Here is a 24,740-nt window from a genome sequence, read left to right on the forward strand (position 1 = left end):
TATCAAAGGAGTGTCTTCATTGAAAGCACTGTTCAAGCGGCTGATTCTTGCCGCTATCCTGCTCCTGCTGCTGGCTGTACTGACAGGAGCATACCAAATGCACAAGCACGCAGGCGGCGTGCCGGTGCTGAACTATCATCAGATCAATGACCGTGATGAAAATTCCCTGACCATACATACTGACCAGTTCGAGGCCGAGATGAAGTATCTGGCGGATAACGGCTATCACGCCATCACCCCGGCAGAAATGCTGGAAGCCTGGGACGAAGGCAGGGAGCTGCCGGAGAAGCCCGTCATCATCACCTTCGATGACGGCTACGCCGACAACTACAAGAACGCCTATCCCATCCTGAAGAAGTATAACCTCAAAGGTACCATCTTCGTCATTTCTGACTACCTGGGGACCTACCCCAACTACCTCACCTGGGCCATGGCACAGGAAATGCACGACAGCGGCATCATCGATATCGAAAGCCACACCCTGTCCCATGCCCAGCTTGACCAGCTGCCCTCCCGGGCTGAACTGGACAAGCAGCTGAAGGAATCGAAGCAGGCCATCGACTGGCATCTGAAAAAGGATGTGCGCTTCATCGCCTACCCCTGCGGTGCCTTCAACGAGGAGATTGAGGAAAGCTCCCTGGCCGCCGGCTACAAGGGCGCCTTCACTGTCCACTACGGCCTGGCAGAACCTGACCAGAACCGGCTGCAGCTTGACCGTGTGCCGGTCTTCGGCAGCAACTCCCACACCCTGCTGCGCTTCAAGCTGCGCCTGAGCTGCGCTCCTATCTTTGCTCCTTTGGACGAACTGCAAAGGAACCTGCGCGCTGACGGGCATGAGTTCCTGGCACGCCTGCTGCTGGTGCCTTGACTTCATAAGCAAAAATCCCTGCAAGCTTTTACGCTTGCAGGGATTTTTGCTTGCCTTACTTCAGGGCAGCAATTCTTTTCAAGGTTTCAAGAATAAGGTTCACCTGAGGCTCCACGGTAGCCAGTTCCAGTCTCTCCTTGGGGCTGTGGATATCCATGGTGGTGACGCCAATGGACACCATGTCCAGCTCGGGATTCTTGCGGAAATGCCAGCCGCACTCAAGACCGGCATGGATGGTTTCCACCTTCATGGGCTGGCCATTCTGCGCTTCAAAGGTCTCAGCCATGATCTTGGCCAGACGGCTGTCCTTGTTCTCTTTCCAGCCAGGGGACTGGGTGCCGATATGAGCAGTGAAGCCCGTAAGCTCTGCCATCTGCTGAGCCAGATGACGGAACTCGTCCAGCTTCTGATCCACGGCAGAACGGGGGAAATACTGAATGGCTGCTTCCTCGCCGTCCATTTCCACTACGCCCAGGTTGGCAGAGGTTTCCACCAACCCTGGAATGACAGTGGACATAGCAAAGACACCCGTGTGAAGGGTAGTGAGCAGGGTCAGCAGGCGCTTGGCATCCCCTGCGGTCAGCACCTCACCAGGGAGTTCTGCCTTGACTGCCTGGATCTTCCCCTGGAGATCGACGGAGCCGTAAATCCTCCCGAAGCGTTCCTCTTCTGCAGAGAGAACCTCCCTGATATCTTTTTCCGGCAAATCCGTAACCACTACTGCCACAGCACTGTCAGGGATGGCGTTGCGGGCCTTGCCTCCCCTGAAGTCTGCTACTTCCACCAGACCCTTATCCTGCAGCGCCTGCAGCGCCAGGGCCAGGGTGCGGATGGCATTGCCCCGGCCGTCGCCGATGCGCTCGCCAGAGTGGCCGCCGAGAAGCCCACTGACGGTGATCTTCCAGGCAGTCTTCCCCTGAGGCGCTGCCTTTTTCAATTTCCGGGAGAAATCAAGATTCACGCTGCCAGCGCTGCCCACGGTGAGCTCATCCCAGTTTTCCGAATCGCAGTTGATGAGGAAGCTGGCATCCTTCAGATATTTTTCCTCCAGATTGATGGCACCTGTCATGCCTCTCTCCTCATCCACGGTAATGATAAGGCGCAGGGGGCCATGGTCCTTGGCATTTTTCAGCACGTAGATGCCCTCTGCCACCCCGATGCCATCATCTGCTCCCAGGCTGGTGCCCTCGGCAGAAAGATATTTGTCATCGCGTACAAGCTTGATGGGATCCTTCTGGGGGTCAAAGCTGTAGCCTTCTTCTGCTACGCAGACCATATCCATGTGCCCCTGCAGGATGGTGAGAGGGGCTTTTTCAAAACCGGGAGATGCGGGGGCATCAGCAATGATGTTGTTCACCTTATCCTGATGAACGGAAAAGCCTGCCTCCGTGAGGTATTTTTTCAAGAAGTCGCTGACTGCCTGCTCGTGGCCCGACTGGCGGGGAATAGCAGCCAGCTGCTTGAACTCATCAAGCACACTTTCAAGGATTTCATTTTTCTTAGCCATTTTGAAACCTCCAAAAAACAATATAAAAACAGGCAGCCTGCATGAGACTGCCTGACCAAAACCAAATCAAAGAATCAATAGGGCAGCGCTACGGACATGGCTTCGTCCACATCCACGCCCTCGGGGACGTACAGCACGATCTGCTCTGAAATGCGCTTGGCACAGCCGTCCAGCACATAGCAGACACCGTTGACAAAATCGCAGATACGGCGCTGCTCCTCTGCCTCAATGCGCTCGTAGTTCACCACAGCAGCCTTGCCAGCCTTCAGGTCATCGGCAATGGCGGTAACCTGGTCGAAATTGGTCGGCGCATAAATGCGCACCTTGAGGCTGGGGGTCTTGGTGGTGTGCACCGTAAGCTTGGGACGCTCCTCATGGCTGCGGGCGGCAGCCTTCTCATAACGGCTCATCCTGCCTGCACTTTCCTCACTGTAGGCGGGGGCACCGTTCACCACCTTGCGGGCACTCTGCTGCAAAGGCTGCACCTTCTCCTCAGCCTTTGCCTGCACCTCTTCTTCTTCCTGTACCTCGTCCTCGACATAAGCCTCGGGAGGCATAAGGATGTTCACCAATCCGTCAAATTTCTTTTGTACGCTAGCCCATGCACTCATTGCCATCTCGTCCTTCCAACGTTTTTGTCACAGTATCCATATATGATTCCACATATTCTCTAATTCTAAGTCTAAGTTCACCCATAAACCTTTCTTCATGATACCATAGTTATTCGCAAAAAGCAAAAAAAATCCTGCTGGAAAATCAATTTCCCTCAGGATTTTTTCAGATTCACTTATCCAAGTTCTTACTTGCGTGCATTCTTGGCAGCGCGGCCGCGGATGGTGCGGTCAAGGATAGCCTTGCGCAGGCGCACGTGCTCAGGAGTGACCTCCACCAGCTCGTCCTTGTTGATGTACTCCAGTGCCTGCTCCAGAGAAAGGATGCGGGGCGGCACCAGGCGGATGGCCTCATCGGAAGAGGAAGTACGCATGTTGGAAACGTTCTTCTTCTTGCAGGGGTTGATGTCGATATCCATCTCGCGGGAGTTCTCGCCCACAATCATGCCCTCGTAGACATTCTCGCCCGGAGAGATGAACATGGTGCCACGATCCTGCAGGGTGTAAATGCCGTAGCCGGTAGTCTCGCCCTGCTCGAAAGCCACCAAAGAACCGCGGGTACGACCCGGGATATCCCCCTTGTAAGGCGCATAGCCGTGGAAGATGTGGTTCATGATGCCGTTGCCCTTGGTGCTGGAGAGCAGCTCGGAACGGAAACCGATGAGGCCGCGGGCCGGAATGGTGAACTCAAGGCGCATGTAGCCTGCCGTCTCGGTCATGTTGGACAGCTCAGCCTTGCGGGTGCCCAGAGCTTCCATGACAGTGCCCATGTACTCCTGGGGAACCTCTACGGTGAGGTTCTCGATAGGCTCGCAGAGCTGGCCGTTGATGGTCTTATACACAACCTCCGGCTTGCCTACCTGCAGCTCGTAACCCTCACGGCGCATCTGCTCGATGAGGATGGAGAGATGGAGCTCGCCACGACCGGAAACCTTGAATACATCAGCGGAGTCAGTCTCCTCCACACGCATAGCCACGTTGGTCTCCACTTCCTTGAAGAGACGGTCACGCAGGTGGCGGGAGGTGACGAACTGGCCCTCGCGGCCGGCAAAGGGGCTGGTGTTGACGCCAAAGGTCATGGAAAGAGTGGGCTCATCGATGTTGATGGTGGGCAGAGCCTCGGGGTTCTCGGCGTCAGCCACAGTGTAGCCGATGCTCACATCGCCCAGGCCGGTGAGGGCCACAATCTCGCCCATGATAGCTTCATCAGTCTCCACGCGCTGGAGGCCCTGATAGGTGAAGACCTTGCCGATCTTGGCCTTGTACTCCTGATCGCCGTTGGTGATGACCACATTCTGGTTCACACGGGCCTTGCCGCGGATGATGCGGCCGATAGCCACGCGGCCCACGAAGGCATCAGCCTCAAGGGTGGTGATCATCATCTGCAGGGGAGCATCAGCGTTGCCCTGGGGGCAGGGAATCTCCTTGATGATGGTTTCCATCAAGGGCTCCAGATTGTCGTTGTCATCGTCCATGTTGTACTTGGCAATACCGTCACGGGCCGTAGCGTAAATGACAGGGAAATCCAGCTGCTCATCATCAGCATCCAGCTCCATGAAGAGCTCCAGCACTTCGTCATAGACATCGTCCACGCGCTGGTTGGGCTTGTCAATCTTGTTGATGACCACGATGGGCTTCAGGCCCTGCTCCAGAGCCTTGCGGAGCACGTACTTGGTCTGGGGCATGGGGCCCTCAAAGGCATCTACCAGCAGGAGCACGCCGTCCACCATGTTCAGGACACGCTCCACCTCGCCGCCAAAATCAGCATGGCCCGGGGTATCAACGATGTTGATCTTGATGTCGTTGTACATGACAGCCGTGTTCTTGGACAGGATGGTAATGCCGCGCTCACGCTCGATATCGCCAGAGTCCATGACGCGCTCCTCCACCTTCTCGTTGGAGCGGAAAACATGGCTCTGCTTCAGCATAGCGTCAACCAGGGTAGTCTTGCCGTGGTCGACGTGGGCGATGATGGCAATGTTCCTGAGTTTTTCATTCGTGCTCATTCTTGTTAATATGCCTCCTATAAAATAGCGGGTTGATCCCTCTCGTTTTCAACAATAAATACAATATTAGCTTATGCGGTTTTTCATGTCAATAACTATTTCACATATTATTGTGGATATGTTAGTATAGTAGTATTCTAATATGAAATCTTCAAGGAGGTATCCTTTTGCGCATTCTCATAGGCAATGATGACGGGGTTGAGGCACCGGGGCTGGAGGCGCTGGTGAAAGCCCTGTGCAAGGAGCATGAAGTGATCGTATCTGCCCCCCTGCACCAGCAGAGCGGCATGTCCCATGCCCTGACCATCGGTGATACCATGGAACTGGTAAGAAATGAGCGGCTTGCATCCCTTTATGGCATTGAGGCCTGGGGTGTGGGTGGCACTCCCGTGGATGGAATCAAGCTCTACGTTGAGGAGCTGGGCAAAGACAGGCAGATAGATGTGGTGCTCTCAGGCATCAACAACGGCGCAAACCTCGCCACGGATATACTTTACTCCGGCACCGTGGGAGCTGCCCGGGAGGGCTTTTTGCACGATATCCCCTCCTTTGCCGTTTCCCTTGATGTCCACAGCGAAATCACAGCTGATGAGGCTGCTGGCATCTTCAAGGCATATCTGGAAAAAACCATGGCTGGAATGACTCATCCCTTCCTTTACAATATCAACTTCCCCAAATCCTTCCGGGGACGCCAGCCGCAATTTCTCTTCAGCCGCCAGGGACGCCGTGATTACCTGAACGCCTTTATCAGGGAAGAGCGTGACGACCGGGTCTTCTACTCAGTGGCAGGAGAAATCTACGACACGGACAAGGGCGAAGCCACAGACATCTATGCTGCAGAACAGGGCTTCATCTCCGTCACTCCCCTGATTACTGATTTGACAAATTACCAGATACTGGACGAAAGACTTTCATTATAAGGGTCAGACATAAGGAAAAGGCTTGCCTCCTTTCTTTCAGGAAGCAAGCCTTTTCTCTATGCCATTTCACCCAAACAGGGAAACCTGGTCGCTTTCACTCATGCCTGCCAGGCACCCGTGGTCACGCAGGATTTCGATATTGGTCTTGGAAATGCCTGAACGGCGGCGCAGATTCTCTATGGAAGTAAAGACGCCGTTCTTCCTGGCCTCCACAATGCCCTGAGCTGCCTTGGTCCCCATGCCTGCCAAAGAAGCCAGAGGAGGCAGCAGGGAATCACCCTCGATGATGAACTTTTCCGCATCGCTGCGGTAGATGTCCACCAGCTGGCAGTCAAAGCCCCGGAGATAAAGTTCCCAGGCCAGCTGCAGCACAATCAGGGTGGCGTTCTGCTTGGCATCAAGCTTCTGCTCTTTGGAGATTGCCTCCAGTTCATCGATTTGCTGCTTCACAAAGTCCTTGCCCCGGGACACCACGTTGGCATCAAACTCGTCTGCGCGAATGGAGAAATACGCTGCATAGTAAGCCAGGGGATAGTGCACCTTGCAGAAAGCTATGCGGTAAGCCATCATGACGTAAGCCGTAGCATGGGCACGGGGGAAAAGGTACTTGATTTTCTGGCAGGATTCGATATACCACTCGGGTATGCCACCTGCCCTGAGTTTTTCCACCACATCCTCTGCTATCCCCTTCCCCTTGCGCACCTTCTCCATGGTCTTGAAGGAAAGCAGGGGCTCGATGCCATTGTGAATCAGGTACATCATGATATCGTCACGGGCCGAGATGGCGTTTTTCAGCGTGCACTGGCCGCTGCGTATGAGGTCCTGGGCATTGCCAAGCCACACGTCCGTACCGTGGGAGAAACCGGAGATGCGCACCAGGTCTGAGAAGCAGTCCGGATGGGTATCATCTATCATCTGCCGGGTAAAGGGAGTGCGGAACTCGGGAATGCCGAAGGTGCCGGAGGTGGCCCCAAGCTCCTCCGGGGTAAGCCCCAGGGCATCCGTGCAATTGAAGAGTGACATGGTGGCCGGGTCATCGAAGGGTATGGTCTTGGGGTCCCGGTTGGTGAGATCCTCCAACATCTTTATCACCGTGGGATCATCGTGTCCCAGTATATCCAGCTTGACCAGACGGCTGCTGATGGAGTGATAGTCGAAGTGGGTGGTGATGATGCCGCAGTTCATATCATTGGCAGGGTGCTGGATGGGGGTAAAGAAATGCACGTCCATATTGCGGGGCACAACCATGATGCCTGCCGGGTGCTGCCCGGTGGTGCTCTTGACACCCATGCAGCCCTTGGCCATGCGGTCAATATAGGCGATGTGACGTCTCTCCCCCTTTTCCTCGAAGAACTTCTTCACATAGCCGAAGGCGGTCTTGTCCGCCACAGTCTGGATAGAGCCTGCCTTGTAGACATTGTCCTTGCCGAAGAGGATTTCCGTGTACTTATGGGCCACAGGCTGATAGACGCCGGAGAAGTTCAGGTCGATATCAGGCACCTTGTCCCCGTCAAACCCCAGGAACACCGCAAAGGGAATATCATGGCCGTCCTTCAGGAGCCTGGTGCCGCAGACAGGACACTCCTTGTCAGGCAGGTCGTAACCGCAGCCTACGGAGCCGTCATTGATGAAGTGGCTGTACTGGCAGTGGGGGCAGCGGTAGTGCGGCGGCAGAGGATTGACCTCCGTGATGCCCGTCATGGTGGCTATGAAGGAAGAACCCACAGAGCCACGGGAGCCTACCAGATAGCCGTCATCATTCGACTTCTTTACCAGCCGCTGGGCAATGAGATACAGCACGGAGAAGCCGTGGCCGATGATGGGCTTGAGCTCCTGCTGCAATCTTGCTTCCACGATTTCTGGCAAATTATCCCCATACATGTATTTGGCCTTGTTGTAGGACATGGAGCGGATTTCTTCGTCCGCCCCCGGAATCATGGGAGAATAGAGGTCATCGGGGATAGGCTTGAACTTCTCTATCATCTCGCTGATCTTCCGGGGATTCTCCACCACCGCCGCATAAGCCTCTTCTTCTCCCAGATAGGAGAACTCTGCCAGCATTTCTTCCGTAGTGCGCAGGTAAAGGGGCGGCTGCATCTCCGCATCATCAAAGCCCTTGCCCTTCATGAGGATGGCACGGTAAATAGAATCATCAGGATTCAGGAAATGCACGTCGCAGGTGGCCACCAGCAGCTTGCCGGCCTTTTTCGCCAGTTCTGCCACCTTGAGATTGATTTTCCTCAGGTCATCATCGGTATTCACATTGGCAAATTCGTCTTTGCGCTTCAGGAAGTCATTATTGTGGATGGGCTGGATTTCCAGATAATCGTAGAACTCCACGATTTCCATGAGCTCATCATCATTGTTGCCCGCCACAATGGCCCGGATCAGCTCCCCCGCCTCGCAGGCAGAGCCGATGAGCAGCCCCTGCCGGTATTCCTGGATGATGGACTTGGGCAGCCTGGGCTGACGATGGAAATATTTGAGATGGGACAGGGAAACCAGCTGATAGAGGTTGCGCAGGCCATTGGGGTCTTTGGCCAAAAGGATAATATGGTTGGCCCGCTTCTGCTCGAAGTCATCACCTACCAGATAGCCTTCCATGCCGTAGATGACCTTGATGTCCAGCTTGTTTTCCTTCACGGTCTTGGCGGCATCAGGAAAAGCCTGCACCACGCCGTGGTCAGTAACGGCAATGGCAGGCCAGCCCCAGGAGGCAGCGGTCTTGATGAGATCCTTAACGGACACCACGGCATCCATGCTGCTCATGGTAGTATGGGCATGAAGCTCCACCCGCTTCACCTCGGCATGATCCTCACGCTTGGCCTTGTCCTTCTTCGCCAGGCTGTCCACGAAAAGGGCATACTCATTCATGTAGGTATCAAAGCGGACAGAGCCCCGGACACGCACCTCCATGCCCTCTTTCAGGGAAGCTGCAATCTGCTCGAAGTCCTCCTCCTCGCTGTTGCCCTTTTTGGGCTTGAAGAACTTCTTGCAGCTGATGCCGTTGGTGTTATCTGCCAGGGCAAAGGTCAGCATCTTGGTGCCGGTCTTGAATTCCATGGTCTTGAGAGACAGCAGCGTACCTTCCAGGATGACGTTCTTGGATTCGCCCTCCAGCTCGGCAATGGGCATGGACTCGCCCATGACACCACGGCCAAAGATGAGCTTGCCCGCCCCCTGTATGACCACAGGCTTCTGCTGCCCAGCCCTGGGTGCAGGTTTCTTGGCAGCTTCCTTCTTCTCCTGGGGCTTGGCAGCACTGGCCTCAGATGCCTTGACAGGCTGGCTGTAGTTTGTGGCACTCTCATGCACAGCAGACTCCTGCCGCTCATTTCTCACCGCCTGCACATAGTCAGGGGTATTGAAGGCGCAGTCCACCTCTATATCCGGCAGCACCTCGTCGCTGGCATTGCAGATGACATGGCAGGAGAAGCCCAGCAGCTTCTTGATGGCCTTGCCCATCATCTGGGTTACCGCATGGGCCCGCATGATTTCCCCTGCCAGCTCACCGGGTACGTCCAGCACCACCTGGCTGCCGTCCACACTGTGTTTGGAGCGCTTCAGGAGCTGGAATACCGTGGCATTGCCATCGGCAGACATATTGATGAGCTTCCCCCAGACCTTGTTCAGCTCATCTTCCAGGTTTACCACATCCTGGTAGAAGATCACTTCCCCCAACTGGCACTTTTGAGCGATATGGGCCGAAGCGTCTGCCAGAAGGCCTTCAGGTATCAGGCTCTGGGAAATCATGGCAATCTCCCAGCTGGATCCCTGCACCTCTACATGCTGTATGGCACTGTTCTTGAAGAGCTCCTTCTGCTCAGGCTCCAGCCTCATTCCCTGGACCAATTCCCAAAGGAGATTCCCCTGCTTGGGCACAATCCGATACTTCTGCATGTGCTGCCTTCCTTTCCAAAAAAAACTGTGCCTCTATTTTATCTCACGTGCAGGGGGATAGCAACAAGTAAAATAAAAAGACTGCGCCCGGAAGGACGCAGCCCGAAAAAGGATTTCCTGAGGAAATCACACCATATCATGCTCAATCATGTATTCAGCTATCTGCAGGGCGTTGAGTGCAGCCCCCTTGCGGATCTGGTCACCGCAAACCCAGAAGTTCAAGCCATTTTCAACGGACTCGTCATAGCGCAGGCGGCCCACTTCCACATCGTTCTTGCCGGAAGTATCCAGGGGCATGGGATAGACCTGCTCAGCAGTATTGTCACGGAGGATCACGCCGGGGAACTTGTCGATGGCGGCCCTGGCAGCTTCCAAAGTTACCTTCTTGTCAAACTCTACCGTAATGGACTCGGCATGGCTACGGTAAACAGGAATGCGCACGGTGGTAGCCGTCACAGGCATGTTGGGCTCGTGGAGGATCTTGCGGGTCTCGTTGACCATCTTCATCTCTTCCTTGGTATAGCCATTCTCCAGGAACACATCCACCTGGGGAATGGCATTGAAGGCCAGCTGATAATGCTTGGGCAGCTTGCCCACGGGGAAAATCTTAGGCTCAACAGCCTCACCTTTGGCCAGCTGCTGGGACTCGATTTCCAGTTCCTCCATGCCTTCCTTGCCGGCACCGGAGGCTGCCTGATAAGTGGAGATGATCAGGCGCTTCACATGGCCGATATCATGAAGGGGCTTCAGGGCCATCAGAAGGATAGCGGTGGTGCAGTTGGGGTTGGCAATGATGCCCTTGTGCTTGGCAATATCCTCAGGGTTCACCTCGGGCACTACCAAAGGCACCTCAGGATCCATGCGGAAGGCGCTGGAATTGTCAATAACCACAGCACCAGCCTTGACAGCAGCAGGCGCAAATTCCTGGCTGGCAGCACCGCCGGCAAAGAGAGCAATATCCACACCCTTGAAGGAGTCAGCCGTGGTTTCTTCCACGGTGTAATCCTTGCCCATGAAGTTTATCACCTTGCCCGCAGAACGCTTGGAAGCCAGCATCTTCAGCTCTGCAAAAGGAAAATTGCGTTCTTCAATGAGATTCAGGAATTCCTTGCCAACAGCGCCGGTTGCGCCCAAGATTGCTACATTATACTTTTTCATGCGGTGATCCTCCCCTAAACGATGAATACACTTCCCTGACAAATACTGCTTTTTTGCTTAGAGCAATTTATCCAGCCCTATGGTAAGCCCCTTGAGGCTCCTGACTTTCTTGGCAGCCAGTGCCACCCCGGGCATGAAAGACTCGCGGCTGGTGGTATCGTGGCGAAGAGTCAGGGTCTGGCCCAGTCCGCCAAAGATGACCTCCTGGCTGGCGATATAGCCCGGCAGGCGCACACTGTGGATGTGCATGCCCTCCTGGTCAGCACCTCTGGCCCCCTCATAGCCTTCCTTTTCCTTCTCATCAGGATTGCCCTGCACATGAGCCTTCCTGACTTCGGCAATCATATTGGCCGTCTGCACAGCCGTGCCGGAAGGAGCATCAAGCTTCTTGTCATGATGCAGCTCGATGATCTCCACCTCCGGCATATACTTGGCAGCCTGGGCGGAGAGAACCATCAGCAGCACTGCACCGATGGCAAAGTTGGGAGCGATAAAGGCAGGCGTGTTCTCTTTTTCCGCTGCCTGCCTGATTTCCTCCTGCTGTTCCTTGCTGAGCCCCGTGGTGCCCACCACAGGAGACACATGATGCTTCAAAGCCGTCATCACATTGCCATACACCACATCAGGACGGGTGAAATCAATCATCACCTCAGCCCCGGAATCCTCCAGAGCCTTATCCAGATTGTCGCTGACAGCCACACCGCATTTCCCGGCGCCAACCACTGCGCCCACATCTTCCTGGGCCTTGATGTCAACAGCCGCGACAAGTTCCATTTCCTCATCGGCCAGCACGGTCTTGACTACCATCTGCCCCATGCGCCCACAGGCGCCATTTACCAATACTTTAAGCAAAATTAACCGCCTCCACCTGAATATTTCTGGAAGTATTGTATACTATGTCCACGCTCCGTGTCAAGTTGTTTATATTTGTATAAATACTTGCTACAACTTTTTCTTTCTATAGGAAAACACCTCGACAGCCCTGGCTGGTGAGTAGTACACTATTCAGGAAGCTCATCTGGCAATTTGGGCCACAGTGGCAGCAGTAGCTGAAACCAGATCATCTGGTTTCAGGATAATCTGCTCTCCCCGCTTGCCGGCGCTGATAGCTATAGTTTCCTGAGCCCGGGCCCTCGCATCAAGGTAAACAGGGTATTCCTTCTTGGCCCCCAAAGGAGAACAGCCGCCTCGGATATAGCCGGTAAGGGCAAAAACCTCCTTCAGATGCACCATCTCTACCCGCTTATTGCCAGAGGCTGCTGCCAGAGCTTTCAGGTCAAGTTCCAGATCTCCCTGTATGACGGCCATGACAATCCCATGCTTGTCTCCCCTGGCCACCAGGGTCTTATAGACCCGCTCAATGGGCATGCCCACAGAAGCTGCCACGTGAACAGCAGAGAGGTCTGACTCGTCTACCTCGTATTCCTTCAGTTCATAGTCAATGCCCAACCTGTCCAGGATACGGGCAGCGTTGGTCTTTTGCTGTTTTTTCTTTGCCATTTTGTCACCATGTCTTTCTAATCATATATTATCTGATATAATTATAGCACCATTGTTCAAATTTCGCCGTAAGCAAAGGAAACACTGAATTAATCAGTGTTTCCTTAAGTCTTCATATACTTTAAGGAGTGTTTTTTGTGCTGAAAATCGCCATGGCCCAGATGGAAGTCATCCCCGGACGTCCTGACCTGAACACCGGGAAAATCCTGCAGATGATGGAAGATGCCCGCCAGGAGGGCACCGACCTTGTGATATTCCCGGAAATGTCTGTCCCCGGCTACCTCCTGGGAGATACCTGGGAACAGAGTTCCTTTCTGGCCGACTGCGAAAGTTACGGAGAAGATATCATCGCCGCCACCAAAGACACGGAGCTTACGATCATCTTTGGCAATATCGCCGTGGACTGGAAAAAGAAGAACAACGACGGCCGGGTGCGGAAATACAATGCTCTCTTCATTGCCCAGGGCGGCAAGCTTGTCCAGCCTGACAGCATGCCCTACCCCTTTGTAATCAAGACCCTGATGCCCAACTACCGTGAGTTTGACGACACCCGCCATTTCTTCAGCCTCCAAAAGCTGGCCCGTGAGCTGGGCACCACCCCGGGCAAGCTGCTGTCTCCCATCAGCCTGAAGCTCAAGGGCAGGGATTACCAGATAGGCTGCCTGCTCTGTGAGGACGGCTGGAGCGACAATTACGAAATCACGCCGCTTTCAGAACTCACCAATGGCGAAAAGGTGGATTTCCTGGTCAATATCTCCGCCTCCCCCTACACCCTGGGCAAGAACCACCGCCGCAATGTAGTCTTCGGCAAGCAGGCGGAAGAAAACCAGGCCCCTCTTTTCTATGTGAACGCCATCGGCCTGCAGAACAACGGCAAGACCATCTATACCTTTGACGGAGCAAGCACCGCCTACAATGCCGCAGGCCAGGTAGTTGCCATGACTCCCGCATACAAAGAAAAACTCACGTTGCTGGATTTCGACCAGCTTGCAGCCATGCCTGTGCAGGAAGAAGAAAAACTCACGGAAATGGCCCAGATTCACCGCGCCCTGAAATACGGCGTCAGCCATTTCCTGCGCAACATCCGCATGGAAAAAGTCGTCATTGGCATTTCCGGCGGCATCGACTCTGCCGTGGCCGCCGCCCTCTACACGGAAATCCTGGGACCTGACAAGGTGCTGCTGGTGAATATGCCCAGCGTCTACAATTCCGAAACCACCAAGGGACTCTCTGCCCAGCTGGCAAATAATCTGGGGTGCCGCTACATGGTAGTCCCCATCCAGCATTCCGTGGATCATACCATAAAACAGCTGGAGGGCACCCCAATGACCTTCCTGCAGGAAGGCACGGAGACCAGCCTGAAAGTTTCCTCCTTCGTAGCCGAAAACATCCAGGCCCGTGACCGCAGCGCCAGAGTCCTGGCAGGAGCTGCAGCAGCTTTCGGGGCAGGCTTCACCTGCAATGCCAACAAGGCGGAGACCACCGTGGGCTACTCCACCCTCTACGGTGACCAGTCCGGCTTCCTGGCAGCTCTGGCCGACCTCTGGAAGCATCAGGTCTACGCTCTGGCTTATTACCTCAATGAGGAAGTCTTCCATAAGGAAGCCATCCCCCAGGGCATCATCGATATCGTGCCCAGTGCGGAGCTCTCCAGTGCCCAGAACGTAGACGAGGGCAAGGGTGATCCTATCAAGTACCCCTACCACGATTATCTCTTCCGCTCCTTCGTAGAACGCTGGCAGAAAGCTGCCCCGGAAGACATACTCACCTGGTACAGCGAAGGACGGCTGGAAGAAGAACTGGGCTGCGAAAAAGGACTGGTGGATAAATACTTCCCCACCCCGGCTGAGTTCATTGCCGACCTTGAACGCTGGTGGAACCTCTTCACCGGCATGGCTGTGGCCAAGCGCATACAGGCTCCCCCCATCCTGGCTGTGAGCCGCCGGGCCTATGGCTTTGACCACCGGGAAGCACAGAACGGACCTTACTATACCCGCAAATACAGGGAACTGAAAGCAAGGCTCTTGTCCTTATAACCCCCTCTCATACCAGCACATCCATCACATTCAGAACCGGCATGATGATTGCCATCACCAGAAACAACAGCAGCAACCCCATAACCAGAGTCAGCGCCGGCTCAACCAGAGCTATCATTCTCTCTGCTTCCTGACCAGCTTGTTCCTGGCAGAGGGCCGCTGACTCTGATAGCATTTCCTCCAAACGGCCTGCTTCCTCGCCTGCCGCAATGAGTTCCTGGACCTGCCAGGGAACGTACTGGCAAAGAGTCAGGGAGTCCATGAAAGTCTGTCCCTGCTCCACCTTCCGCCCTATCTTATCCAGGCAGTTCCTGAGGTATGAATTCTGCGGCACTGCCCTGACCATCTTCAAGGCTGCTGCCAGTTGTATGCCGCTTTTCAACAGCACGGCCAGCGTTCCCAAGATCTGCAGCCATTCCAAATGCACAATCAGCCTGCCCAAAGCAGGCAGAGACAGCAATGTCCTGTCAATCCGCAGCCGGCAGCGCTGTTCCTTAAGCATTGCTGCCACACCACAAACCAATGCCAGCATCAGTCCCAGGAGCAGTGCCTTCCCTTGCCAGCCACCCAGGAAATTCGCAGCTTCCAACATCAAAGCAGTAGACCAGGGCAATTCCCCCTGAAGGTTTTCCAGCAGATTCGCAAAGGTAGGCAGGACAAACACTGCCACAATGGATATTGAGATAACCATCATGGCAAGCAGGATAGCCGGATATACAAGAGCTGACTTCAGCTTTCCCCTGGCCTTGAGACTTTTCTTCAAGTACCATGACAGCTGCTGGAGTATCTCTCCCAAAGAACCGCTGGCTTCACCTGCTTTCACGCAGGCGCGCACTGTTTCCGAAAACACCTGCGGATAGCGGGCCATGGATTCCCACAGGCTCCTGCCAGCTGACACATCATGCTCCAATTGCTTCTTGAGTTTCTGATATGATTCCTGCTCCCCATATCTGCCCATGGCACAAAGTGCTTTAGGCAAAGGCAGGCCGGCTTGAAGCATAGAGGAAAGCTGGCTGAGGAAAAGGGCTTCCTCCTCCCTGCCCAAACTGGCAGAAATCCCAGGTATGCTGATGTCCTGCATCAGAAAAGCCGTCACTTTTTCCCACCAGGGACGCCGGGGCACCTCCTCTTCAAGCTGAACCACCCACAAGCCCTTGCTCCGTATCTGCATAGCCGCCGCATGGATATCTTTGGCAGTGACTTCTCCTGTAAAAAGCTCTGCATGATTATTTCTGGCACGATAATGAAATATCCCCACAATATTACCTTCCTCTTAGCAATGGTATCTTCTCCAAATCTCCTGGCTGATACGGCCATCCTGCAGCAGCTTATCCAGCGCCCTGTCTTTTGTCTGCATGCCCTGTTGCTGATGGCTGAGCATGACACTGCTCAACTGAGAATATTTGCCTTGCCTGATGATATTCCTGACCGCAGGATCTCTGAGCAAGACCTCGCTGGCATTCACCCTGCCGCCCCCGTTCCCCGGCAAGAGCTGCTGACTGACTATCCCTGCCAGCACTTCAGAGAACTCCGCCCTTACGATTTCCTGCTCCGCCAAAGAGAACAGCCCCTCCACCCTCAGGGCTGTTTCCTCCGCAGAGGGCGTATGCAGGGACGCAAGCACCAAAATGCCTGTTTCAGCCGCCATCATAGCTGTTTTCATGGTCAGGGCATCGCGAATCTCTCCCACCAATATCACATCTGGTGCTTCCCGCAGTGCACTTTTCAAAGCCTGCGAAAAATCCAGAAAATCTCTGCCCAGCTCACGTTGGCTGAAAAAGCATTTCCTGGGAGTGAAAACGTACTCTATGGGGTCTTCCAAGGTGACGATATGATACGATTTCTCCCGGTTCAGCTCCTCAATAAAGGCTGCAAGCGTTGTTGTTTTGCCGCTACCTGTCCTGCCAGTCACCAGAATCAGCCCATGGTCCACTTCCTTCAGCTTCTGCCAGGCCTTCGGCGCCCCCAACTCCGCCAGGCTCGGAATCCTCTCCGGCAGCAGGCGGATAGCCAGAGCGGGAAACCCCTGCTGGTAGTAAGCATTGACCCGGAACCGCCGCCCCGCATAGGTCCAGGAAAGGTCAATGTCCCTGTCCCTTGCCAGCCGTTCCCGCTGAGCCTCGCTTAAGATGACCGCACAAAAATCCGACATGAATCGCTCTGTCAGCGGGTCAGTATCCATGGAACTCAGTATCCCCTGGCACCGCATATACGGCCTCTGCCCCACTGTCATGTGTATATCTGAGGCTTCGTTTTCTATGACTCTGCCTATGAGTCCTTGCCAATCTGCATCACTACACATACACCATCACCTCTAAATTTCTAATGATGGTGTATTTTTTCTACATACACAGCTTAATACCTGCAAAAAAATAAGCACCTCCGCCGGAAGTGCTTTTCCTCCCCATCTATATAATCAATTTACTTTACATCGTAAACCAGATTGTTTATAATTGAGTTGAAAGGTGGTGTTTATCATGGCAACTGTACCTACTCAGATACGAATTGACCGTGATATCAAAGAACAAGCCAGTGCTCTTTTCTCTGGCCTGGGACTAGATATGTCCGGTGCCGTGAATATGTTTCTGCACCAGTGCGTCCTTCGTGGAGGCATTCCATTTTCCATCGAAATGCCCCGCTACAGGCAAAGTACCTTGGCTGCTATGGAAGAAGCACGACGCATCTCCCGTGACCCCAGCGTACCTAGCTATGACAGCATGGATGAATTGAAGAGGGCACTTGAAGAATGACCTACCACGTAAAATTTACCAGTGCCTACAAGAAGGGCTACAAACGAGCCAAGAAGCGTGGCTTAAACCTTCAGCTGCTTGATGACGTTGTCGAGGAACTCCGGCAGGGACATAAACTTGATGCCAAATACCGCGACCATGAACTCCATGGCGATTGGGCCGGTTTTCGTGAGTGCCATATCCAGCCGGATTGGCTTTTGATTTACCTGGTCGAGAACGATATCCTTACTCTGACCCTGGTAGAAACCGGAACCCACGCAGAACTATTCGATGAATAAGCTGTCCATTTAGGACGGCTTTTTTCTTTGGTAAATCTTCTCATGGCAACTGATGCAAAGAATCTGCAGGTTGCTCTCGTCATGGGTGCCCCCTTTTGCCAGTAACTTGATGTGATGCACCAGCCTGACCTTAGCGAACAGACTCACCGTCGACAACAGCATCACAAACATGGGAACAATTCTCGTTATTGCACCATGCGTTACGGATCTTGATTTTTCTATTGCAAAATAGCATCTGAAGCAGGAAACACCTTGCCCTCATAGAATGTTGAACCGTAGAAACATATATATGCAGAGGAGCGGTGAAAATGGCTAAATTCTACCCCACTATGGACCAGAACTTCCACGGCAGCGACGGTGAACAGATAGTTTATGAGGCACTGAGGCAGAACCTTCCCGACAGCTACACTGTCTTCCACTCCTTCGTATGGCTGGGCAATGAAAAACAGCGGAGAAGCGAAGGTGAGGCCGATTTTGTCATCCTGCACCCGACGCTCGGTATCCTTGCCATCGAAGTGAAGGCCGGCGGCATTGCTTACACGGAAGGGAACTGGATACAAATCAACCGGCATACAGGTGAAGAGAAAATTATTGACCCTCTGGGGCAGGCAGCGGAGAGCCAGCACCACATCATCAACCTGCTGCGCCAAAAGCTGCCGAACCTCTCCCCCCGCCCCATCGTAGGCCGAGCAGTCTGGTTCACCTCGGTGATTCTGGACAGGAAACTGCCTCTTCCCCCATCGGCCTCCCCGGCTATACTTCTGGATGAGACAGACCTAGACACCCCTGAAGAAGGACTAAAGAAAGTCTTTGACTTCTGGAAAGAAAACCTTGGGGCAGGCAAGACAGACCTTTCTGCTGCTCAATTCACCCAGGTAGTCGATACCCTTATGCCAAGTTTCCGTATAGCCCCCGCCATCAGCAGCATTATCAGGGAGAACCGTCAGCAATATGTGCGCATGACCGGCCAACAGTCCGCTATACTGGAATTTCTTGGAGAGCAACCTACCGCTTCAATCCACGGCCCAGCCGGGACAGGCAAGACACTTCTGGCCGTAGAAAAAGCCCGTATGCTCTCTGCTACGGGACAGAAAACCCTCTATCTCTGCTTCAACGAGTTTCTGCTGGAGTCCCTGCGAAAAGCATATCCAAACGATAAGTACATCACTTTCCACAACGTACGCACCCTCGGACAGGAGATTCTGGGTCGGGATGATATACCCATTGAGAAGATAGTGTCTACCTTTGAGAGCTATCTGGATGAGGAGTACGATGACAGCCTGTGGCCCTACCCCAACATTATCGTGGATGAAGCCCAGGATCTGAGCGATACCCTGCTGGAGCACCTGGCCTATCTCATGGAAATAAGCGGTGGCGTATTCTACACCTTCTACGACCGCAATCAGGCCATTATGAAGAAAGAGCCCTCCAAGTGGATTGACGAGCACGCCGACTGCCGCCTGGTACTTTATCGCAACTGCCGCAACACCTCAGAAATAGCCAAGCTCATCAGCGGCCTCGTGCCAGTGCGGGAGGAAAGCTATATCAACGACATCCATGGCACCATGCCAAAGTGCTCCATCTACAGGGATGGCAAGGACCTTCAGACCATTGCTGCCAACTTCGTCAAGGATATGCTGAAAAACGGTATCAAGGTTGAAGACATCGTAATCCTCAGCATCCACCGCACAGAAACCAATCCTCTTCACGAGATAATAACACTCGCCGGAATTCCAATTTCCGAGAAAAGGGAACCAGGCAAAATATGGTTCACCTCCATACGAAAATTCAAGGGGCTGGAAGCCCAGGCGGTGCTTATCGTGGATTTCAGGTTCAGCGAAGTTGACAGTGAACTGTCCAAACGTATTTTCTACGTCGGCTGCTCCAGAGCCAACGCCCATCTGCAGGTGGCGCTATACAAGGATACAGAGGAAATAAAAGATGCCGAGCTTATGAAAAAGCTCGGCATGCATAAAAGACTAACAAAGCGTTGAGGATATAAACACAAAACTTCTTTCAATAGCTAGAAATGAAATTTAGTGGCAAGTTATCATCCTTTAATTGCTATTGAATTGGAACACTGAAATTACTTTGTAAGGATCTTTTAAAAGCATAGAATCATTGCAATCTATGCTATCCAACTGTTCCAAGGTACGTCTACTATTTAAATACTCTATATAACTTGTCGCCGGATAATATAAGAATATTAACATTTGACGCATACTTTTCTCATACGATTCAAAAATATTAAGTATTGTCTTTTTAAATACAGTTAGTGAAAACGGTCTAAAAAAATAAAAACGATCAACTGTAACTGGAACTTTAAAATTAGCAGCGTCTTCTTGAACTATAGATACATTATCTGATATCACACTACTAGAAAGATTCTCATAAGCTTTAGACACAAGGGTAGGATTATACTCGATTCCAATAGTCTTACATTTTATTAAGTATGACAAAAAAAAACATACACGCCCTTTTCCGCAACCGTAATCTAAAAGAGTATTTCCAGATGTAATATATCCACTGTCAGCCAATCGTTTCAACACTTTATAATTTGTAGGTTCATAAGGAGCATCCCCATGCATATAAGGAATTTTCTCCTTCCCAGTTGTTTGAATAGAAAGGATTTTATCCCAACATTCCCCTTCTCTATACACTTTAGAATCTATTATTCCATTATTCTTGACCATAGACCCCAACCTTAACATTATCATTCTCAGAACTCAGTTTGACGTTAATACACTTCCCTGTTTTATCACCATAATCAAACTCTAGCCCACTTTCTTTTTTTAATTTTAAATTAGGTAATTTTACTATACATTTTCCATTTGAACTTGATAGTTCCCCTTTAATATAATGAGAAGCTATATCATCCGGCCTGAGCTTTAAACTAATTCTACCATTTCTACACTTACAATCAATCAAATTCTCATTCCCTATAGCATATATATCTTCCAATGAAACACTTCCATTATCTCCACGCATCTTCATATCTTCTATGCCTACCCCCTGTAATTTTATCTTTGAGTTAGACGCTTTAACCTTAAGTTTATTAACAGCAATATTCTTCACGTCCACAGTTCCATTATCCGTTTTTAATGTAGCTGTATCAGCCTTTCTAAACGGCAAATATAAAAAAACATCCATTCCATCAACTACATTTTTCAAAGGACGCAATTTTAAAATTCCATTATCACAACTTAAATCAAACAAATCATTATCAGGATTACAAGTGGTAATTTCTAATCTTAATGTTGCATTTTCGATATCATTTTTATGTAATATATTTATATCTCCATTTTCAGAAAGTAAATCTATTTCATGAAAGTCTTTTTCCAAATTAATACATTTGGTAATAGACTTTTGATTATTCATATGCTCAATTGCTTTTTCCGCAAACGAAGATACAATTTTTTTTAAGGAATCATTCACTTCAATTACCTCCTGTCCTAAAATTCTACCAACAAAAAGCGACGCAGCCAGCATAAATTACCATCTACGTCGCTTTTCGTTGTACATTACAATTTATATACCTATATGAAACTTACATGCGAACACATAGCTACAAACTTCAACTTCAGGTAATACCAAATATTCCATAAGAAACACTCCTCTCAAAGACCTATGGAAAATTCGCAAATACTCATCAAGTCATATTTCTTTACCTCAGGCTGAATCAAGAATTCCATAAAATCACACTCCTGACAAATATACACAACAAAATAAGTTAAAATCGAAATGAGCAATCAAAATTGCAAATTTCCATAATAACATCTTCATCGTAATCAATGGGACATACTAAAACTAACATAGTTCCTCCGCATTATATTGTCCTTACACTTAAAAACTAAACCGGCAATTTGCATTACAAAAAGCAACTGCTACAAACTCTTCCTCACAAACAACAGAAGCAATCAGCATTTCCATTTTTTTCACCTCCATTAATAATAGTTATTAAAAACTAAAAGTACATCTACCATTACAACCAGCTAAAAATACACCATCTTCAAATAAATCATTTGAAAACATCAGAAAAACCATAAACATACACCTCCATGCAATAACTTAAGATCCTCCTTGCAAATGATCGTAATAAAACCTCATCACTTGCCGTATATTATATTTGATGCTGTCACATATTGCCCCATCTTTCGAATTCTGCCGTGCCATTTGTGGGCATCCTCCCATACAAACAGGCAAAAGATTGCATTCACGGCATTTTTCGATAGCAAAAGGACTACGCACCATCCATGAAAGATAATTATCATGCTTTGTATTGCAGCCTGTTTTTACATTTCCACAGCTTTGTGTTTTATCACCTACAATGCTCCAACACTTGTATAAAACTCCTTCTGGATCAATAACAAAGGAGTTTGCTTGATCAGCTCCACAATAATTCTGTTTCAACGAAGGGTAAAGCATCATCTTACAATTAGAGAACCCTTCCTCAAATGCCAATTCGTATAAAGGCAATATTTTTTCAGAAAACTGATCCGCTCCAAAACATGCCTCATGAACAGATTGACAAACTTCATTTATTGGCATAACTGGAGCAAAACCAAGTTTTACTTTTTTATAATATTCCATATCTTCTTTTAAAGATGATAACAATTCTGGTATATGATTTTCATTTTTCTGATCTATATTAACTCTTATCGATACTTCTATGTCATTTTTTAATAGCATGTCAACGTTTTTAACTATTGTTTTAAACGTACTCTTCCCACTCAAAGAAATTCTTCTGCTATCATGAATAACCTGTGGGCCATCCAGAGTGACTTGTATAAAATGTATTCTATTCTTTTTCAAGAAATCTACAGCGTCTTCTGTAATTAAACTGCCATTGGTAATCATTGCCGAACGATAATTTACCCCATGCTTCTTACAAAGCTCCATAATTTTATCTGAAAGGTCAGCTATAGTCTCCTTTGCCAGAAAAGGCTCTCCGCCATACCAAGTAACAGCAAGCTCCTTTAAATACTGCACTTTCTTTTCAATAAACATTATAATAGCATTTTGCGTTTCTATGTTCATACTATTATTTACATGCTTTTCAAAGCAATAGGTACAACGAAAATTGCAAGCCAAAGTCGGTGCAATCGTCAACGACAACCCTAATGGACTGTATACAGAAAGCCCCCTTCTATACTCTAAATACTTTAATTCATCTACCTCATCATCCACTAAGCATCCTGAACGCAACATGTCCTTCAATAATGCCTCATCTTTAGGTATCGGTTCATAACACCCCTGATTTACTGATTCGTAGATTCTTGTAAAATCCTGGTTTACGACAGCAAGCGCACATGTACGAGCATTAAAAAAAATTTTTCTTCCTTTATAATCCTCCAGAAAGTTAAAACGTGAAAGTTTCAATACTCTCTCCCCAATCCAAGTTGTCCTATTATTTATTTTAATCTACAATAGAGAATATTCGCACAAAAAACCGCTAATCTCACATGAATATTCTGCTATATATTCATATTGAACAAAAAAATGAATTTTTTCATACTAAGTTATCTAAAATAACTCTTTATGATAGTTTCTACATATCTGAGCTATTTCCTCCTGAAAAAAAAATTTTTTTAGCTTATACAGATTCACATATCCTATTCTTATGTCCCCATTATTATGCTTACAGAAAAACACTTTTCCATATATGACCTCAGCACGTTTAAACAGAGACAGACACCGTCGTTCCTCCCATTGCTGTGCTTCTGATGGCCATAGGCCACCGTCTGCAATGCATGCCTCACCTTGTAAGACATGCCAGCCTAAAGATTTTCTTGCTTCCCTATCAGAAAGCCATATCTGTTTTACCGAATCGTATTGGTGAACTGGTGTCTGACGAATTATCGATATAGCGTATGTCGCAAGATGGTCATAACGTCATGAAGAAACGATTAGCGGCGGATTTCATGGGTCTTTGCCACATACGGATCCGTTGCCGTTTTTCCTCTTCATGTAATTGAACCAAGCCCTGCGACCGTTCTTTTCATGCAGCTTCATAGTTCATCTGCACCTGAACCAGATTCCCTCCGATCTCTGTCCCTGTTCAAGCGGCCGAATGCCGCTTGTTTATTAGCTCTCCAGCATTTCCTCAATGATAAGCCTGTCCTCACCTGAAAGGTCGAACTCCAACTGATAGTCCACCTGGGTATGGAGCAATGCCTCATCAATCTTGAGGGAAATCTCCTCAGCCTCGCTGTGGAGCTTCTTGGCTAGGTCACGAACTTTATTCCTATCGTAGTCAATAGTCATAATGCGGTCTATGTCATAGCAATACGAGGTCTGGTTGCCATCGTTATTAAATACATAGCCCCGGCCTTCACCTTTCTGAAGCCTGTGGCTGCTCTTGCGTCCTGCCATCTCCTGGAGAGTGGATAGGAACATGCGTTTGCTTTTGTTGGCATCCACAGCTGCATCCAGGTTGAAGTCCATTCCGGCCTTGGCCTTGCCGATAGCTGCCCCCAGACTTTCCTTTTCCTTCATCAGTTTCTGCCATATAGTGAGCAGTCCTGCTACATCGAACCCTTCCTCTGACCGTTCACTGACATCTACAGACTCATCCTGCTGCCCTGCCAATGCCTTGCTGCGGAGATGCTTCTCCGTGACAGTCATGACATTATCCTCATCGTTTAGGTACCTGACAACATACGCCATTAAACTGTTGAGCTTATTCTGTGCTTGAAAGGCTTCTTTCAGATTCATGATGTTTCCTCCCCATAATCATGTGTGTATCTTCGACATAAACATTGAAAATCCTGCCTTTTTTTGCATTTTATGAAGATTTTTCCTCTTCATCCAGCCTCGCCACAGCCTCTCCTCCGAACATGCCATGGATTCTATTCCTGGCCTGGGCCTTGACCTCCTCGGTTATATACATCTGTGCCAGGAACAGCGCCATGCCAATGGCTGTGGCATCATCGGCATATCCCATGACCGGCGTAAAGTCAGGGATGATATCAATGGGTGAAATGAGGTACCCCAGAACTGCATAGATGCCAGCCTTGACCTTCGTGGGGCAATTGGGCGACTGAGCCACATAGTAAAGCTGCAGGGCCTTGTAGATAAGCTTAAGCCCAATGCTGGTCACATTGTCCCGAATCTTTTCCCAGAGCCCCACCTCCGTGTACTCATCTGCATATTTGCCCATATCAATATCCTGAAAGTCGTTTTCGCTTACAATTTTCATAGTCTAGC

Annotated in this window: 21 protein-coding genes; 6 read left to right on the forward strand and 15 right to left on the reverse strand. The window is 50.3% G+C overall.

Annotated features, from left to right (window positions below):
• The first annotated feature begins 19 nt into the window (after positions 1 to 19).
• A complete protein-coding gene (locus P159_RS0112285; RefSeq protein WP_029544457.1) occupies positions 20 to 868 on the forward strand; it encodes a polysaccharide deacetylase family protein in 849 nt (282 codons plus the stop codon).
• 55 nt (positions 869 to 923) lie between these two features.
• On the opposite strand, the gene pepD is transcribed toward P159_RS0112285, so the two are convergent.
• The 3 genes from pepD to typA all read right to left on the reverse strand — a co-directional run bounded on the left by pepD (position 924) and on the right by typA (position 4,992).
• Positions 924 to 2,375: a beta-Ala-His dipeptidase gene (gene pepD / locus P159_RS0112290; RefSeq protein ID WP_029544459.1), complete on the reverse strand. Its 1,452-nt coding sequence runs from the start codon at positions 2,373 to 2,375 to the stop codon at positions 924 to 926.
• A gap of 74 nt (positions 2,376 to 2,449) precedes the next feature.
• Positions 2,450 to 2,986, reverse strand: a complete 537-nt coding sequence (locus P159_RS0112295) for a cell division protein SepF (RefSeq protein ID WP_051650483.1) — start codon at positions 2,984 to 2,986, stop codon at positions 2,450 to 2,452.
• 188 nt (positions 2,987 to 3,174) lie between these two features.
• Entirely contained in the window at positions 3,175 to 4,992 is a 1,818-nt protein-coding gene (gene typA / locus P159_RS0112305; RefSeq protein WP_029544463.1) for a translational GTPase TypA, read from the reverse strand.
• 167 nt (positions 4,993 to 5,159) lie between these two features.
• Here typA and surE point away from each other — a divergent pair, with 167 nt between their 5' ends.
• The gene (gene surE, locus P159_RS0112310; protein WP_029544465.1) at positions 5,160 to 5,912 is read left to right on the forward strand and encodes a 5'/3'-nucleotidase SurE; all 753 of its coding nucleotides are present in this window, start codon (positions 5,160 to 5,162) and stop codon (positions 5,910 to 5,912) included.
• Between the two features lie 66 nt (positions 5,913 to 5,978).
• On the opposite strand, the gene P159_RS0112315 is transcribed toward surE, so the two are convergent.
• From P159_RS0112315 to ybaK, 4 genes are all read right to left on the reverse strand, one after another.
• Positions 5,979 to 9,812 (reverse strand): PolC-type DNA polymerase III, encoded by a 3,834-nt coding sequence (locus P159_RS0112315; protein WP_029544466.1) that lies wholly within the window; start codon positions 9,810 to 9,812, stop codon positions 5,979 to 5,981.
• Positions 9,813 to 9,938: 126 nt separating this feature from the next.
• The gene (locus P159_RS0112320; RefSeq protein WP_029544468.1) at positions 9,939 to 10,970 is read right to left on the reverse strand and encodes an aspartate-semialdehyde dehydrogenase; all 1,032 of its coding nucleotides are present in this window, start codon (positions 10,968 to 10,970) and stop codon (positions 9,939 to 9,941) included.
• A 57-nt stretch (positions 10,971 to 11,027) separates the two neighbouring features.
• The gene (gene dapB / locus P159_RS0112325; RefSeq protein WP_029544470.1) at positions 11,028 to 11,822 is read right to left on the reverse strand and encodes a 4-hydroxy-tetrahydrodipicolinate reductase; all 795 of its coding nucleotides are present in this window, start codon (positions 11,820 to 11,822) and stop codon (positions 11,028 to 11,030) included.
• Between the two features lie 162 nt (positions 11,823 to 11,984).
• The gene (gene ybaK, locus P159_RS0112330; RefSeq protein ID WP_029544472.1) at positions 11,985 to 12,470 is read right to left on the reverse strand and encodes a Cys-tRNA(Pro) deacylase; all 486 of its coding nucleotides are present in this window, start codon (positions 12,468 to 12,470) and stop codon (positions 11,985 to 11,987) included.
• A 137-nt stretch (positions 12,471 to 12,607) separates the two neighbouring features.
• On the opposite strand from ybaK, the gene nadE reads away from it, so the two are divergent.
• Positions 12,608 to 14,506: an NAD(+) synthase gene (gene nadE, locus P159_RS0112335; RefSeq protein WP_029544474.1), complete on the forward strand. Its 1,899-nt coding sequence runs from the start codon at positions 12,608 to 12,610 to the stop codon at positions 14,504 to 14,506.
• 7 nt (positions 14,507 to 14,513) lie between these two features.
• Here nadE and P159_RS0112340 read toward each other — a convergent pair whose 3' ends face one another.
• Positions 14,514 to 15,764, reverse strand: a complete 1,251-nt coding sequence (locus P159_RS0112340; protein ID WP_029544476.1) for a type II secretion system F family protein — start codon at positions 15,762 to 15,764, stop codon at positions 14,514 to 14,516.
• Between the two features lie 15 nt (positions 15,765 to 15,779).
• Entirely contained in the window at positions 15,780 to 16,808 is a 1,029-nt protein-coding gene (locus P159_RS0112345; protein WP_029544478.1) for a PilT/PilU family type 4a pilus ATPase, read from the reverse strand.
• 175 nt (positions 16,809 to 16,983) lie between these two features.
• On the opposite strand from P159_RS0112345, the gene P159_RS0112350 reads away from it, so the two are divergent.
• Positions 16,984 to 17,256, forward strand: coding sequence for a type II toxin-antitoxin system RelB/DinJ family antitoxin (locus P159_RS0112350; protein WP_029544480.1), 273 nt, complete (start codon positions 16,984 to 16,986; stop codon positions 17,254 to 17,256).
• A complete protein-coding gene (locus tag P159_RS0112355) occupies positions 17,253 to 17,534 on the forward strand; it encodes a type II toxin-antitoxin system YafQ family toxin (protein ID WP_029544481.1) in 282 nt (93 codons plus the stop codon). The genes P159_RS0112350 and P159_RS0112355 overlap by 4 nt, the downstream gene beginning before the upstream one ends.
• 9 nt (positions 17,535 to 17,543) lie before the next feature.
• Here P159_RS0112355 and P159_RS0112360 read toward each other — a convergent pair whose 3' ends face one another.
• Complete coding sequence (locus P159_RS0112360; RefSeq protein ID WP_080705992.1) at positions 17,544 to 17,705, reverse strand: HNH endonuclease signature motif containing protein; 162 nt, start codon at positions 17,703 to 17,705, stop codon at positions 17,544 to 17,546.
• Between the two features lie 137 nt (positions 17,706 to 17,842).
• On the opposite strand from P159_RS0112360, the gene P159_RS0112365 reads away from it, so the two are divergent.
• Positions 17,843 to 19,528, forward strand: a complete 1,686-nt coding sequence (locus tag P159_RS0112365) for an NERD domain-containing protein (RefSeq protein ID WP_037377053.1) — start codon at positions 17,843 to 17,845, stop codon at positions 19,526 to 19,528.
• 63 nt (positions 19,529 to 19,591) lie between these two features.
• Here the strand turns inward: P159_RS0112365 and P159_RS0112370 are convergent, their stop codons facing one another.
• From P159_RS0112370 to P159_RS0112390, 5 genes are all read right to left on the reverse strand, one after another.
• Positions 19,592 to 20,227: a methyltransferase domain-containing protein gene (locus P159_RS0112370; protein ID WP_072004151.1), complete on the reverse strand. Its 636-nt coding sequence runs from the start codon at positions 20,225 to 20,227 to the stop codon at positions 19,592 to 19,594.
• Positions 20,214 to 20,969, reverse strand: coding sequence for a DUF4097 family beta strand repeat-containing protein (locus tag P159_RS0112375; RefSeq protein ID WP_029544488.1), 756 nt, complete (start codon positions 20,967 to 20,969; stop codon positions 20,214 to 20,216). The genes P159_RS0112370 and P159_RS0112375 overlap by 14 nt, the downstream gene beginning before the upstream one ends.
• A 633-nt stretch (positions 20,970 to 21,602) precedes the next feature.
• Positions 21,603 to 22,913 carry a radical SAM protein gene (locus P159_RS0112380; RefSeq protein ID WP_029544490.1) on the reverse strand — a complete coding sequence of 437 codons (1,311 nt, stop codon included), beginning with the start codon at positions 22,911 to 22,913 and terminating at the stop codon, positions 21,603 to 21,605.
• A gap of 705 nt (positions 22,914 to 23,618) precedes the next feature.
• Positions 23,619 to 24,248 carry a hypothetical protein gene (locus tag P159_RS0112385; protein WP_029544492.1) on the reverse strand — a complete coding sequence of 210 codons (630 nt, stop codon included), beginning with the start codon at positions 24,246 to 24,248 and terminating at the stop codon, positions 23,619 to 23,621.
• A gap of 70 nt (positions 24,249 to 24,318) precedes the next feature.
• Complete coding sequence (locus P159_RS0112390; protein WP_029544493.1) at positions 24,319 to 24,732, reverse strand: YkvA family protein; 414 nt, start codon at positions 24,730 to 24,732, stop codon at positions 24,319 to 24,321.
• Positions 24,733 to 24,740 lie beyond the last annotated feature (8 nt).

This window comes from Selenomonas sp. AB3002 (assembly GCF_000702545.1).
GTDB classification, from domain to species: domain Bacteria; phylum Bacillota; class Negativicutes; order Selenomonadales; family Selenomonadaceae; genus Selenomonas_B; species Selenomonas_B ruminantium_A.

Bases quoted from the DNA above. Each gene is read 5' to 3' on its own strand.
- pepD (WP_029544459.1), bottom strand. From the start codon at position 2,375: ATGGCTAAGAAAAATGAAATCCTTGAAAGTGTGCTTGATGAGTTCAAG.
- P159_RS0112295 (WP_051650483.1), bottom strand. From the start codon at position 2,986: ATGAGTGCATGGGCTAGCGTACAAAAGAAATTTGACGGATTGGTGAAC.
- typA (WP_029544463.1), bottom strand. From the start codon at position 4,992: ATGAGCACGAATGAAAAACTCAGGAACATTGCCATCATCGCCCACGTC.
- P159_RS0112315 (WP_029544466.1), bottom strand. From the start codon at position 9,812: ATGCAGAAGTATCGGATTGTGCCCAAGCAGGGGAATCTCCTTTGGGAA.
- P159_RS0112320 (WP_029544468.1), bottom strand. From the start codon at position 10,970: ATGAAAAAGTATAATGTAGCAATCTTGGGCGCAACCGGCGCTGTTGGC.
- ybaK (WP_029544472.1), bottom strand. From the start codon at position 12,470: ATGGCAAAGAAAAAACAGCAAAAGACCAACGCTGCCCGTATCCTGGAC.
- P159_RS0112345 (WP_029544478.1), bottom strand. From the start codon at position 16,808: ATGTGTAGTGATGCAGATTGGCAAGGACTCATAGGCAGAGTCATAGAA.
- P159_RS0112350 (WP_029544480.1), top strand. From the start codon at position 16,984: ATGGCAACTGTACCTACTCAGATACGAATTGACCGTGATATCAAAGAA.
- P159_RS0112355 (WP_029544481.1), top strand. From the start codon at position 17,253: ATGACCTACCACGTAAAATTTACCAGTGCCTACAAGAAGGGCTACAAA.
- P159_RS0112360 (WP_080705992.1), bottom strand. From the start codon at position 17,705: ATGTTTGTGATGCTGTTGTCGACGGTGAGTCTGTTCGCTAAGGTCAGG.
- P159_RS0112365 (WP_037377053.1), top strand. From the start codon at position 17,843: ATGGCTAAATTCTACCCCACTATGGACCAGAACTTCCACGGCAGCGAC.
- P159_RS0112370 (WP_072004151.1), bottom strand. From the start codon at position 20,227: ATGGTCAAGAATAATGGAATAATAGATTCTAAAGTGTATAGAGAAGGG.
- P159_RS0112385 (WP_029544492.1), bottom strand. From the start codon at position 24,248: ATGAATCTGAAAGAAGCCTTTCAAGCACAGAATAAGCTCAACAGTTTA.
- P159_RS0112390 (WP_029544493.1), bottom strand. From the start codon at position 24,732: ATGAAAATTGTAAGCGAAAACGACTTTCAGGATATTGATATGGGCAAA.